We start from the raw sequence: 14,094 nt of genomic DNA, 5'->3' as shown, positions 1-14,094 counted from the left end.
GGCTTCCCTCTTCGCGACTACTTCACAGCTTCTTTTTTTCTCTCCCCGGTTTCATTGTCAAAGGATGAAACCAACACTTCGCGGGGCTTGCTCCCTTCATAAGGGCCGACAATCCCTTTGGCCTCCAGCATGTCAATCAGGCGGGCCGCCCTGGTGTAACCGATCCGCAACCGGCGCTGCAACAAAGACACAGAGGCTGTTTGCGCTTCAATGACCAGTTTTTTCGCTTGCGGAAACAATTCGTCGTCGACGGATGATTTATTTTTGTCAGGGGATTGGGGAATCATTTCTTCCTGGTAATCCGGTTCTTGTTGTTCCTTGACAAATTTCACCACCCGCTCCACTTCTTCATCCGAAAGGAAAGCCCCTTGGATCCGGGTCGGTTTGGATGCTCCCGTCGGCAGATACAACATATCCCCGCGTCCGAGCAATTTCTCGGCTCCCCCCATGTCCAGGATGGTGCGGGAATCGGCCTGAGATGAAACGGCAAAAGCAATCCGGGTCGGGATATTGGACTTGATCACGCCGGTAATCACATCGACCGATGGACGCTGAGTGGCGATGATCAAATGAATCCCGGCAGCCCTGGCCATCTGCGCCAGCCGGCAAATCGCATCTTCCACATCGGCCGGGGCGACCATCATCAAATCCGCCAACTCATCCACAATGACAACAATGTAAGGGAGAGGGTCTGTATCTTCCAATCCCTTTTCTTTCACCAATTGATTGAAGCGTTCGATGTCGCGGGCCCCGTGCTTGGCAAACAATTCATAGCGCTTTTCCATTTCCGCCACCACTTTTTTCAATGCCATGGCCGCTTTGCGCGGCTCCGTGACAACCGGAATCAATAAATGGGGAATTCCGTTGTATACATTCAATTCAACCATTTTGGGATCAATCATCATCAATTTCACTTCGTCCGGACGCGCTTTGTACAGCAGGCTGACAATGATCCCGTTGATGCAAACGCTTTTTCCCGATCCGGTTGCACCCGCCACCAGCAGATGCGGCATCTTGGCCAGATTATCCACAATGGGTTTGCCGTACACATCACGCCCCAGGGCAATGCTCAACTTGGATTGCGATCCCAAATATTCCGCACTCTCCAATACATCTCTTAACCCCACCAGCGCGACTTTGGAATTGGGGATTTCGATCCCGACCGCCGATTTTCCCGGGATCGGGGCTTCAATCCGGATATCCTTGGCCGCCAGCGCCAGGGCAATGTCATCCGCCAGGTTGACAATCCGGCTCACTTTCACCCCTTTTTCCGGACGGATTTCATAACGGGTGACAGCCGGTCCCCGGTGGATTTCCCCCACCGTTGCTTTGACTCCGAAGCTTTCCAGTTTGTCCTGCAGCGTTTTTGCTTTTTCATGGACGTTTTCCTGCTCCCGGCCCTGCCTTTTCTTTGTCGGATTCAACAAGGTGGCCGGTGGCAATACATAGTGATCCATCTTTTGTTGCGATTGAAAATGGACTTCAATCGGCTCGTCGGAACCTTCTTCCTGTTCGGGTTGTTTCGGTCGTTTCCTATCCGGCTCCGATGGCTGCAATTTCAATTTCATTTGTTCATGGACCGGCTTTTCCCCGTCCTCCGGTTGCTCCCGGCTGTCTTGGTAAGCCACATCTTCAAAGTCATAAACCACCGGATCGATGGGCTCTTTGCTCACTTCCACATCAGGGACGGTTTTTTTCTGCACACGTCTTTGCTTCGATGGCCGCTTCCGGCGGCGGTCATATTGCCTGATCCAATCGATCAGGCAATCTTTTCCCTTCTGTTTTGCTTTTTTGTAAACGGCCTTAGAGATCAGCGCAGCTTTGGTAAATGAAAAGTCGGCGATCAGCAAAAAACCGCAACACACGACGGCAGCCAGCACAATCAAAGCGCCAGTGTCATCGAATAAAAAATGGAGCAAAGCATAGGAAAAAGCCCCCAGCATCCCGCTGCCGACATCCAGTGGAACCGCTGAATTTCTTTCCTCCAACAACATGTACCATGTCTGATCAATGATTCCTTTGTCCGTTTGAATGGTGTGAAAGGTCAAGTAATGATTAAAAGTGATCAGCGCCATGAACACCAAAGCGACTCCCGTCCACCTCGACGACCAATGATCCGGCCACCGGTGATGCGCCATCACATACACGGACAATCCCATTCCCAAAAGCGGAATGATAAAATCCCATGTCCCCACCACAAAACGGGCCAGATACGTCAAATTTCTGCCAATGGCTCCATAACTGGCAATCGTCACCAAAGACAACGCCAATAAGACAATGCCGTAAATCTCAAACAAAATTTCTTTTTTTGTTCCAATCGACTGTTTTTTCTTATTTCTCTTTTTTGTCATTGAAACCACCTTTTCAACCCATCCGTTCCGAAAGTAAATAATGGAAATGATAACCAGTCGGTATTATCTTATCGATATTTATTTCCCAAAACAACATAAAGTCTCCTACCGGATTTTAAAGATTTTTTCTTTTTGTTCTTCTTCCGGCTCCAAAAAAACTGCCGGCAATGGCCGGCAGTTTACTCTGTCACGGTCGGAACGTTTTTGATGGTGTTTCCCGGCTGAAAACGAGGATCCAAAAAATGACCGGGATCTCCGCTCAGCACTTGGACAATGGTCGCTTCTCCTTCCTCTCCTTCATGGACAATCATCTTCACGCCATCCACTTGAATTTGTTTCAGCTTCAACTCATCCGGGCGGTAAAAAGCCATTTCGATCGGGATCGTGGAATAGTAAATCATTGCAAAATCTCCTTTTGCTTGTTGGCCTCCACCATTTTGTTCAATTCGGCAAGCGCTTCGGAAATGCCGCCCACTTCATCAATCAATCCGTATTTCACCGCATCTTTTCCAATCACATTGGTTCCAATGTCCCGGGCCAGATCCCCGGTCTGGAACATGAGCTCACGGATCTTTTCTTCCGTGATGTTCGAATGGGTGGAAATGAAATGAATCACCCGATCTTGCATTTTTTCCATATATTCAAAGGTTTGGGGCACGCCGATGACCAATCCGCTCAGACGGACCGGATGAATCGTCATGGTGGCTGTTTCGGCTATGAAGGATTTATCCGCCGCAACCGCAATGGGAACCCCGATGCTGTGGCCTCCCCCGAGAACAATCGAAACCGTCGGCTTTCGCATCGTCGCAATCATTTCCGCAATGGCCAAACCGGCTTCCACATCACCGCCCACGGTATTTAAAACAATCACCATTCCTTCAATCTTCGGGTTTTGTTCCACCGCGACGATCTGCGGAATCACATGTTCATATTTCGTCGTTTTATTTTGGGGAGGCATCACCAGATGGCCTTCGATTTGCCCGATGATGCTCAAACAAAAAATATTGCTTTCCAGTTGAGGCACATTGGTTTGCCCCAACTGCTGGATCATCTGGGCGGCAGCATTCTTCTTTTTTTCATTCGATTCTGTATCGGGTCGGACATTTCGATCCTCTTTCACCGGGTTCACTCCTTTTGTATGGACTACGAGTTAGTATGCGCATCTCTCTTTTTTTATTGTGAGGAACCCGGGAGAATTTTATGTTCCTATTTGCGCCAATTTCTTGCTTTTTGCGCCGATGCCGCCACTTTATCCAAATCGCTTCGGACCGAAGCTTCCACGGCGGCGGCATAGGCACCTTCCACCAACGGCGCGTCCGCCACGCGTATCTTCTTTTCGTCCCCCAACATCTCGATGGCCATTTCGACGGACATAGCCGCACTTCCGATATCAAATAAAACCAAAACGCCGCAATCTGAATAAACGCGTTCGATGGCTTCTTTGATCTTAAACGGGCTGGTTCCCAGCTCTCCATCATCCGTTCCGCCGGCAATGGCGACCGGTACGCCTTTTTGTATTTGCGAGAGAAATTCCGCCAATCCTTCAACAAGCTTTTCACTGTGCGAGACCAGCACCAATCCGACACAGCTCATTGTCCGTCCCCCTTCCAAGGTTGTTCTGCCCATGTCCAAAAGAAGTAATAAGAAGACACCGCCCCCGGATCCAAGTGACCTCTCGAGCGTTCCCCAAGGTAAGAAGCACGCCCTTTCTTTGCCACCATCGCCCGGGTGTCGATCATGGATTGTTCGGCAATGTCTTTGACCATTTGCCAGGAGATTTGCTCTTTCGCCTGTTCCATGTACCGGACAACGGGTTCCCAGACATCCAACATGGTCTTGTCGCCGGGCTCCGCTTTTCCTCTCATTTTTAATCCCTGACGAGCCTCGGAAAAAGCCGTTACCCATTCTTCATGCGTCAACACGCTTTTTCCTTTGCAAACCGAAGCCATTTTCAGAAAAACAGTGCCGTACAACGGGCCGGATGCCCCGCCCACTTTGCTTAACAGAATCCGGGAAACCGTTTGGAACCACCACCCGATATCGTGAGGATCATGTTCTTGCGCCAGGACCTTCTCCACTTCCTTAAAGCCGCGAGCCATATTCACACCGTGATCCCCGTCTCCAATCGCCTGATCATACCGGGAAAGCTCTTCCTTTTTTTCTTGCATGATCCGGCTTAAATCCGATAACCAATGCTTCACCTGCAAAACCGTCCATTCCATCTTATCTTCCTCCTTCGGCTTGAACCCATGATACGGTGTCGGATGGTTCTTTCAATCCTTTTTTTAATTCATCATCCAGTTTCAAGAGGGTGAGTGAACAACCGGCCATCTCCAACGAAGTCATGTATTCGCCGACACTGGTGGAGAACACACGGATCCCCTTATCTTGTAAATATTCCGATACTTTCCTGTTCAAAATATACAACTCCATCAGCGGCGTGGCCCCCAAACCATTCAACATGACCGCAACCTCGTCCCCTTTTTGGAGTGGCAAATCCTTAAAAATGGCATCCAACAACACACCAGCAGTTTCATCTGCGGACAAGTGATCCGTTCTTTGGATGCCGGGTTCCCCATGAATCCCCATTCCGATTTCCATTTCATCCTCTTGGATCTCAAAGCCTGGCTTTCCGACGGCTGGCACCGTGCAGGCGGTTAAAGCCACTCCCATGCTCCGCATATTTCGCACGGTTTTTTCCGCAATCCGGTGAACCTCCTCCAAACCCGCCCCCGCTTCGGCCCAAGCTCCGGCAATTTTATGGACGAAAACCGTTCCGGCAATTCCCCTTCTCCGGGACGGATCATCAACGGCCACATCATCGTTGACCACCACGCATTTCACGGGGATTCCTCCCATTATCGCCATATCTGCCGCCATCTCAAAATTCATGACGTCCCCGGCATAATTTTTGATGATCAACAAGACACCCTTGCCTCCGTCGGCTGCCTGGATCGCTCTTAAGATCTGATCGGGCGCGGGGGAGGTAAACACCTCGCCAAGCACGGCGGCATCCAGCATGCCTTTTCCCACATACCCGGCATGAGCCGGTTCATGCCCGGAACCGCCGCCGCTGACCAACCCCACTTTTCCTTGAACAGGCGCTTCATTGCGGACGATGACGGAATAATCCGGAATCCTGGACAATCTCTTTGGATACGCGGCCACCATGCCCTCCAACATTTCATCCACTACCTCATCAGGATGATTGATCAATTTTTTCAACTTTCTCTCATCTCCCTTTTGCAAAAATCGCCACTTTTTCAAGCCGGATCATTCAGATAATCCATCGGGTAAAGAATGGTTTTTCACACTTCATTATATCTAAAAAAATAAAACACTTAAAAAACGGAATAAGTCACCCAAATAAAGTTTTTTCTCCCTTTTATTTCCTTAACAAAAACTCACAAATTGCTTTATAATAATAAATGAGATAGCCACTCTGGCTTACGCAAGCTATCTCAATCAAGTGGTTTTATCATTTTGTTCCCCGGATCTATGAGACCGTTTACACGGTCTCTTTTTTTATCTTTTTGAAACGGATTTCCCCTTCTCCACACCAAATCATTTTTTTCTGCTATGATGAGTGGGGAAAAAGGGGGGGGCATATGATCATGCATCAAAAAACGATTCGATTTTTTTCCGTCTTTCTGTTTCTGTTTGGCTTGTCATTTACAGCCGGTTGCCAGCCGGATCCGCATCAGGAGGCCGGTCCCGGTGAATCCTCCCATGTAACGGGAGATGTCCGGGAGACCACCGCGCCCCATGAATTACCCTCTTTTTTGCGGGATCATCCCGCGGAGGTGGCTCAAACTTATCAAGAAGTCTCCAAACACCGTGATTTGCTGGCCCGGATCCCGTGTTTCTGCGGATGCGGACAAAGTGTGGGGCATCGCAATAATCTTGATTGCTTTATCCACCAACAATCCAAAGACCAAATCACATGGGATTCCCATGCCACCACTTGCGGGGTTTGTCTGGAGATTGCCAAAGAATCCATACAAATGAAAAAATCCGGAACGTCTGATCAAAAAATCCGCGAATTTATCGACCAAAAATATGGCAACGATTTTGCCGAACCGACGCCAACTCCGGCTCTGTAAATGACAATACATCCTGCCTGGACACCCTGACAGGATGTATTGTCTTTATTTCACCAAGACTTCTTCCCGGCAAAAGTCCACAATTCTTTTCAGATGATGGAGATAGAGGTTTTTCAGTTGTTCAATCGTCTCCCGATGATACAGCGTTTGGTGGTAGCGAATCAGCGTGACCAGTTCCCCGTTTTCAACAAACAAACTGAAATCCAGTTTATACGGCCACTGAGCCAGGGGATGAACCCCTTCTCCCACCGGCAGGGACACGATTTGGATGTCCTCCTTCTCCACATCCCGGACAAACTCCCCTTGATAGTTGAAGTTGATCTCAGGTTTGAGCCGGAACGAAAGATCTTGTTTGTTTTCGGGACGGGTTAAATATTTGAGAATCCCGTATCCGATTCCTTTATTGGGAACCCGCCGCAAGACTTCTTTCACATACGGAATGACTTCGGCCGGATTTTTGGAATCTTGTTCAAACACGACCGGATACATGGATGTAAACCATCCGACGGTCCGGGTCAAATCCACCCCGTCAATCACTTCCTCCCGGCCGTGCCCTTCCAATTGGACCGCCACCTTGCCATGGGTCCAACTGTTCAAGGTCATCACCAAGCCCGACAACAACAAATCATTCATCTCCGTCTGGTAAGCGCGATGCGCCCCGGACAACAAGTCACCGGTTTCCTCTTTCGGGAGGCGTCCCCAAACGATGCCGATATGCTGATTGGCATAATCCGACGTTTCTTTTTTATCGACCGGAAGTTTTGGAACCTGGAGGCGGTCGGTCGCTTTCCAATACGGAATTTCAGCAAGCAACGCCGGACTGTTCGCAAACTCTTGCAATTGATGGCTCCATGATTGAAACGAAGTCGTTTTTTGCGGCAAAGCCAAGGGTTCCCCGTCCAATTGTTGCCGGTACGCAGTATGGAGATCTTCGGACAGCACCCTCCAGGAAACGGCATCCATCACCAAATGGTGGATAATGATCAGCAAGTAATCCCCTTCGCCGGTATGGAAAATCCCCAGGCGGATCAACGGCCCGCCATGGATGCGAAGCGATTGATGCAAACGGTTGGCTTCTCTTTTCATCACTTCCGAAAGGTCTTCGCTGTTGACATCAAACTCGTGGATGGAGAAAAATTCCCCTTCCACATCCCGGTTCCATGCCTTCACCTGGTGATCTTCCCGCTTAAACGACATCCTCAAGGCGTCGTGATGGGTCACCAATGCATGGAAAACCGGTTTTAACACGTCGGCATCCCATCCTTGTTTCCGGTACAGGACAATGGCCATGTTCCATTGATCCGGATAATCCGTCTGCTCAAACATCCAACGCTGAATCGGGGTCAGCGCAACTTCCCCCGTCACCACTTCATCTTCCCGGTCTTCATCGATGGGGAAAACATGCGGTGCCAATTCTTCAATGGTCGGATGTTGGAACAAATCTTTCAATCTCATTTTCAGCCGGTACGGTTTCAAGCGGGAAGCAATTTGCATCGCTTTGATGGAATCGCCACCAAGCTCAAAAAACTGATCATGGATCCCCACCCGGTCCAGATGCAAAATTTCCTGCCACAGCTCCGCCAGGATGCGTTCCTTTTCATTGCGGGGCGCCGCATATTCCACGCCGGTTTGCATCTGTTTGGGTTTGGGAAGCATGTTTTTGTCCACTTTACCGTTGGCATTCAACGGCAGTTGCTCCATCTGCATGAAGTAAGCCGGAATCATGTAATCAGGCAATTCTTTCCCCAGGTACTGCCGCAATGCAGGAATGGAACAGGACTCCGATGCCGTGAAATATGCACACAAATGCAACTGATTTTGTTCGTCGGTTTGCGCCACCACCACGGCTTCTTTCACGGTCGGGTAACTTAACAACTTGTCGGCCACTTCCCCGGGCTCAATGCGGTAACCGCGGATTTTCACCTGTTCATCCATCCGCCCCAGAAACTCCAAGCGCCCGTCCGGCAGCCACCGCACCAGGTCTCCGGTCCGGTACATCTTTTGCCCCGGCACATAAGGGTTGGGCACAAACTTCTCCGCCGTCAGCTCCGGCCGGTTCAAATATCCCCGGGCCAGACTTTCCCCGCTGACGCACAGCTCGCCCGGCACGCCGATTGGCTGCAATTGCTGATGTTCATTCAACACATACACTTGGTTATTGGCCACCGGTTTTCCAATCGTGACGGGTTCATCCGGACGCACCGGGGTGCTCGTCGTCACCACCGTGTTCTCCGTCGGACCGTAATTGTTGACCACCGTGTAGTTCTGCGGCAACACCCGGCCCAACCGGTCCCCTCCGGTCAGCAACACTCTCAGGCTGCGGTTTTCCAGCTGCATAAATTGCTCCGCCACCGGCGTCGGCAGAAAAGCAACCGTGATCCCTTGTTCCTCCATGTACCGGTTCAGTGCCTCCAGATCATAACGCATGGCCTCTTCAATGATGTGAAGCGACGCTCCCGCCATCCAAGTCGGGAAAATCTCCCATACCGAGGCATCAAATCCGACCCCTGCGTATTTGATGCTCTTATCTTCCGGTGTCACCTGAAATTCACGGATATGCCACTCGCACAAATTGATCAGGGAGGCGTGTTCCACCATCACGCCTTTGGGTTTTCCGGTGGAACCGGACGTATAGATCACGTAGGCCAAATCCCGTTCTTTGTTCACCGGTGCGGGGTTGTCATCGGATTCGCCCCGGAAATCTTTGGTTTTCATATCCCAAACTTCCACGCCGGAACTGCCGGGAACGGCCGGACGATCCGTAAGAAGCAGGGAAGCCCCGCTGTCTTTCAACATATATTGGATCCGGTCCGCCGGATATTGCGGATCAATCGGAACGTACGCCGCCCCTGCTTTCAAGACACCGAGAACCGCCGCCATCATCTCTTTGGACGGGGACATCAGGATGCCGACCAGTTGCTCGCGGCCGATCCCTTTCTTCCTCAGTGCATGGGCCAGGCGGTTGGCCTGCCGGTTTAACTCTTCATAAGTCCATCGTTCTTCGCCGCAAACCACCGCCACCCGGTCCGGTTGCTTTTCCACCCGTTCTTCAAACCAGGACGGAATCGTTCTTCCCCGCGGATACTCCAGACGATACGCATTGAAATTGTTTAACACCTGATGCTCTTCATCCGGCGTGATCAATTTGATGTCAGACAGGCGAAGGTCCGGATTCTCCGTGATTTGCTTCAAAATATGAAGATAATGGCGAACCATTCTTTTTACCGTTTCCGGCTTGAACAGATGCGTGGCAAATTCCACGATCCCTTTGATTTTCTCATCTTCAATCAGGATCCAGCTCATATCAAACTTGGATTTTTTCCAATCCCATTCAACCAGTTCCAGCGAAAAATCCCGGAACTGAAGGGCCGGCAATTCATTCTTTTGCAAAGAAAACATGGTGTCAAAAAGAGGATTCCGGCTTAAATCCCGTTCTGCCCCCAATTTTTCCACCAGTTCTTCAAAGGGATAATCCTGATGCTCTGCCATCTCCAGGATTTGTTCTTTCAATTGCGCGAGAAACCGGGCAAACGATACATCCGGTGTCGGCCGGGTTCGGACCGCCAGCGTGTTGGCAAACATGCCCACCATGGTCTCCAGGTCCGCATGCGGCCTTCCGGCGATGGGGGACCCGACAATCAAATCCTCTTGCCCCGCGTACTTGGAGAGCAGGACATGATAAGCGGCAAACAACACCATATACATCGTTGCATTCTGCTCATCGGCCAGCTGCCTTAATTGATCCGACAATCCCGCATCCATTTCAAAAGGAAGCTGATCCCCGTCAAAACGCTGAACTTTCGGGCGCGGAAAGTCGGTCGGCAATTGCAAAACGGGCAACTCGCCGGAAAGTTCATTCAACCAGTACTCCTCATGTTTTTTCCAACGGTCTTTTTGTTTCTCATGTTGTTGCCAATAAGCATAATCCTTGTATTGCAATGGAAGCGAAGGCAACTCTTCACCTTGCATCCGCCGCGAAAAATCGGAAAACCATTGCCGGATCGAAACACCATCAGCCACGATATGATGAAAATCCAATAACAGATACTTCTCGCGGGTGTCCGTACGTTCCAACACCCCGGCACGCATCAACGGCGCCTTTTGCAAATCAAACGGGCGGATAAATTCTTGAATGACACGTTTTTCTTGCCGTTTCCCGCCGGCTTGGTACTGCTCGACGACCAATCGGGCATCGGGATGAATTTTCTGCCTTAATTCCCCGTTAATCATGTGGAAAGACGTTCTCAACGATTCATGCCGGTCCACCAAAGATTGCAAGACGCTCTTTAAACCGGGAACGGACAAATCGCCGTGAATCCGGAATACATAAGGCATATTGTAACTGGTGCCGCTTCCTTCCAGTTGGCTGACCATATATAAGCGCTTCTGCGCGGAAGTCACCGGATAATCCTTCATCTCCGGTGCCGGGGCAATCCCGGTGTATTCTTTTTTGCCCTTATTCTGCAAAAAGGCCGCTTGTTGCTGCACCGTCGGCCGGGCAAAAATCTCTCTTAGCGGCAAGTCTGCATTCAATTCCTTGCTCACCCGCGAAGAAAGCATCATCGCTTTCAGGGAGTGTCCCCCCAGGTCAAAGAAGTTGTCATGAATCCCGACTTGGTCCGCATCCAAAACTACCTGCCAGACTTTTACCAGCTTTTCTTCCACGGGGTTCGTGGGGGCAACATAATCCCTTTTGTTCTCCAACGCTTCGGCCGGTTTGGGAAGCGCCCGCAAGTCCACTTTTCCATTGGGCGTAAACGGAAGTTGATCCAATTTTACAAAGTAATCGGGGATCATGTATTCCGGCAACGCTTTGGTCATGTGCTCACGCAATGCAGAAGGTGAAACATCCTTTTTCAACACAACATAAGCACACAAATAGGAATGCCCGTTCTGATCTTTATCGGCCAAAACCACCGCATTCAGCACATCGGGATGGGCAAACAACCTCTTTTCCACTTCACCGGTCTCAATGCGGTGTCCCCGGATTTTCACCTGATTATCCATCCGCTCCAAATATTCCAAATGGCCATCCGGCAACAGGCGAACCAAATCCCCGGTGCGGTACATGCGTTGACCGGGATGGAACGGATCCGGAACAAAGCGGGTTTCATTTAATTCGGGACGGTTTAAATACGCTTTGGCCACTCCGTCGCCACTGACGCAAAGTTCACCGGGAATGCCGGGCGGTTGAAGATTTCCCCATGGGTCCAACACATACAGCTTGGTGTTGTTCAGCGGCTTTCCAATCGGTACACGATGGGTGGCCAACACTGACGGATCAATGGAATAAGTCGCGGCAAAAACCGTGGTTTCCGTCGGTCCGTACCCGTTGATCAGTCGGTTTCCGCCCAGTGCTTGCACTGCCTTTTGAACATGTTTGACCGAAGCCTTTTCCCCGCCAAAGACAATTTTGCGCAAGCTCTTTAAACAATCAAGATCCAAATCCACAACCGTGTTAAACAGGGAAGTGGTCATAAAGGTGACGGTAATCTCTTCCTCTCGGATCAATTTGGTCAGCTCCGCAAAGTCTTTGGAAGCCTCTTTGGGCACCAAAACCAGCGTCGCTCCGTTCAACAAGGCATTGTAGATATCAAACGTGGATCCGTCAAAACAATAGTTTGACAACTGCAACAGCCGGTCCCCGGCATGCACCTGTATGTACCCGTTGTTGATGACCGTCCGCATCACATTGTAATGCATGGTCAAAATGCCTTTGGGCTTGCCGGTCGATCCGGAAGTATACATGACGTAAAGAAGATCATCCGGCTGATTGACATTCTCCGGGTTGCTTTTTTCCTCCCCCGCCCATTCGCCGGGAGCCAGTTCAACCACTCGCCCTTTATAACCGGCAGGCACTTTCAGTCCCGGCTGCACCATGAGAACCGGAGCACCGGCATCTTCCAGCATAAATTCCTTCCGTCCAGCGGGATATTCCGGATCAATCGGCATATAAGCCCCACCGGCTTTGACGGCCGCCAGCATGCCGATCATCATTTCAAAGGAGCGTTCCGTCATCAATCCGACAATGTCCCCGCGCCGGACGCCTTGTTTCCTCAACACTCTCGCCAGCTGATTGGCTTGTTCATTCAACTCTTTGTAAGTCATCGTATTTCCCCGGAATTTCAAGGCGATTTGCTGCGGGGATTTTTCCGCCTGTTCTTCAAAAATCTCCTGAACGGTTTTATCGCGCGGATAATCCGCATCCGTTTGATTCCATGCAAACCACTGCTGCTTTTCCGAAGGGGAAACCAGTTCAATGTCTTTCAAGCGGCAATCCGGATTTCCAATGACTTGGCGGACAATCCGTTCAAAGTGGCGGAAACAGGATTCCACGTCTTCTCTTTGGTAAACATGTCCGTTGTATTGAAACAAAATGGTGAATTTCTCACAGGGCACCACAATCACATTAAAGTCATAGTTGGTTTTTTCAAACGTGCTCTTGGCATCCGTCACGACAAACCCCAATTGATGCCGGTATTTATGGAAAATATTCGAATCAAACACATAGTTTTCAAACACAACAATATGGTCAACCAATGAATCGCCGCATTGCGCCGCTTTCTGAATATCGGTCAACGAAGCATAATCATACGGCTCCGAGGCCAGCGCCGCTTGTTGAACTTGTTTGGCCAGGTCTGTAAAACGGTCATCGCCACTTGCTTTGACCCGCACGGGAATGGTGTTGATGAACAAACCGACGATCTCCTGGATCCGGGGAATGTCTTTGTTCCTTCCGGAGACCACGGAACCGAACACCACATCGTCCGTGTGATTGTACCGTTGCAACATCAATCCCCAGATTGTTTGGAATACATTGTTCAGGGTGAGATGATGTTCACGGGCAAATTGATTGAATTGCCTGGTCAACGTTTCATCCAGTGAACAACGGACTTCCTCCAACTTGTAATCATCGCCGCGGGCGGTCTTCGCTCCCGGAATTTTGGCATGTCCTTCATACCCGGCCAAATACTGTTTCCAATATTGTTCTGTTTCTTTGGGATCCTGCTTTTCCAGCCAACGGATCAATTCACGATATTGCGTCACTTTTTTGTGGGGAACGGGCTCGTGATTTTTCAGCTTCCCATAAATTTCGAACAAATCTTCAAACACGATCCCCATGCACCATCCGTCCAAAAGGATGTGGTGGCTGCTGAACACGATTTGATACTGTTGGGACCCTGTTTTCAACACGGAAACACGCAATAACAAATCTTTGGACAAATCAAACGGTTTGGTTTGATCTTTTCGGATCCATGCTTCAACCTTTTGATTCCGCTCATCTTCCGGAAGATGGGAAAAATCCTGATACTGAATCTTTGCTTCGCGCTCTTGCAAAACCACCTGACGTGGTTTTTTCAGCTTTTTATAAATAAACACAGTCCGGAAAATGTCATATCGTTCAATCAAAACATTTAAACTCTTTTCAAACAGTCCGGGATCAAAATCCCCCTCCACCTGGATCAACAATTGTTTGAAATAAGAATTCCCCTGGTCATATAACGAGTGAAACAGCATGGCCTCTTGCATGGGAGACAAAGAATAGATGTCCACCTGTTTTTTATCCATAACCGATCTCCTCCAATAGTCAGACAAGGATGTTAAGCCAAGAGCCCTTCGTGCAAAGGACTCTTGGCATG

Annotated in this window: 8 protein-coding genes; 1 reads left to right on the top strand and 7 read right to left on the bottom strand. The window is 49.9% G+C overall.

The window, feature by feature from the left end; all coding sequences use genetic code 11:
- Positions 1 to 17 precede the first annotated feature (17 nt).
- The 6 genes from ATH33_RS10700 to dhaK form a co-directional block, all read right to left on the bottom strand.
- On the bottom strand, positions 18 to 2,351 hold the full coding sequence (locus ATH33_RS10700; protein WP_037996468.1) for an FtsK/SpoIIIE family DNA translocase: 2,334 nt from the start codon (positions 2,349 to 2,351) through the stop codon (positions 18 to 20).
- Between the two features lie 179 nt (positions 2,352 to 2,530).
- Positions 2,531 to 2,752: a YlzJ-like family protein gene (locus ATH33_RS10695; protein ID WP_037996465.1), complete on the bottom strand. Its 222-nt coding sequence runs from the start codon at positions 2,750 to 2,752 to the stop codon at positions 2,531 to 2,533.
- Positions 2,749 to 3,471, bottom strand: coding sequence for a ClpP family protease (locus tag ATH33_RS10690; RefSeq protein ID WP_037996464.1), 723 nt, complete (start codon positions 3,469 to 3,471; stop codon positions 2,749 to 2,751). The genes ATH33_RS10695 and ATH33_RS10690 overlap by 4 nt, the downstream gene beginning before the upstream one ends.
- Before the next feature lie 86 nt (positions 3,472 to 3,557).
- Positions 3,558 to 3,944, bottom strand: a complete 387-nt coding sequence (gene dhaM, locus ATH33_RS10685; RefSeq protein WP_037996461.1) for a dihydroxyacetone kinase phosphoryl donor subunit DhaM — start codon at positions 3,942 to 3,944, stop codon at positions 3,558 to 3,560.
- A complete protein-coding gene (gene dhaL, locus ATH33_RS10680) occupies positions 3,941 to 4,573 on the bottom strand; it encodes a dihydroxyacetone kinase subunit DhaL (RefSeq protein WP_037996459.1) in 633 nt (210 codons plus the stop codon). The genes dhaM and dhaL overlap by 4 nt, the downstream gene beginning before the upstream one ends.
- Position 4,574: 1 nt before the next feature.
- Entirely contained in the window at positions 4,575 to 5,576 is a 1,002-nt protein-coding gene (dhaK, locus tag ATH33_RS10675; RefSeq protein ID WP_037996514.1) for a dihydroxyacetone kinase subunit DhaK, read from the bottom strand.
- A gap of 383 nt (positions 5,577 to 5,959) precedes the next feature.
- Between dhaK and ATH33_RS10670 the strand changes: the two genes are divergently transcribed.
- Complete coding sequence (locus ATH33_RS10670; RefSeq protein WP_121874394.1) at positions 5,960 to 6,454, top strand: PCYCGC motif-containing (lipo)protein; 495 nt, start codon at positions 5,960 to 5,962, stop codon at positions 6,452 to 6,454.
- A 45-nt stretch (positions 6,455 to 6,499) separates the two neighbouring features.
- Here ATH33_RS10670 and ATH33_RS10665 read toward each other — a convergent pair whose 3' ends face one another.
- Positions 6,500 to 14,023 (bottom strand): non-ribosomal peptide synthetase, encoded by a 7,524-nt coding sequence (locus tag ATH33_RS10665; RefSeq protein ID WP_121874393.1) that lies wholly within the window; start codon positions 14,021 to 14,023, stop codon positions 6,500 to 6,502.
- Between the last annotated feature and the right edge of the window lie 71 nt (positions 14,024 to 14,094).

The sequence above is a fragment of the Thermoactinomyces vulgaris genome, assembly GCF_003688725.1.
In the GTDB taxonomy this organism is placed as follows: domain Bacteria; phylum Bacillota; class Bacilli; order Thermoactinomycetales; family Thermoactinomycetaceae; genus Thermoactinomyces; species Thermoactinomyces vulgaris.
Note: the sequence above shows the minus strand (reverse complement) of the source record. Positions and strands in the feature narration are given on the sequence as shown.

Bases quoted from the DNA above. Each gene is read 5' to 3' on its own strand.
- ATH33_RS10700 (WP_037996468.1), bottom strand. From the start codon at position 2,351: ATGACAAAAAAGAGAAATAAGAAAAAACAGTCGATTGGAACAAAAAAA.
- ATH33_RS10695 (WP_037996465.1), bottom strand. From the start codon at position 2,752: ATGATTTACTATTCCACGATCCCGATCGAAATGGCTTTTTACCGCCCG.
- ATH33_RS10670 (WP_121874394.1), top strand. From the start codon at position 5,960: ATGATCATGCATCAAAAAACGATTCGATTTTTTTCCGTCTTTCTGTTT.
- dhaL (WP_037996459.1), bottom strand. From the start codon at position 4,573: ATGGAATGGACGGTTTTGCAGGTGAAGCATTGGTTATCGGATTTAAGC.
- dhaM (WP_037996461.1), bottom strand. From the start codon at position 3,944: ATGAGCTGTGTCGGATTGGTGCTGGTCTCGCACAGTGAAAAGCTTGTT.
- ATH33_RS10665 (WP_121874393.1), bottom strand. From the start codon at position 14,023: ATGGATAAAAAACAGGTGGACATCTATTCTTTGTCTCCCATGCAAGAG.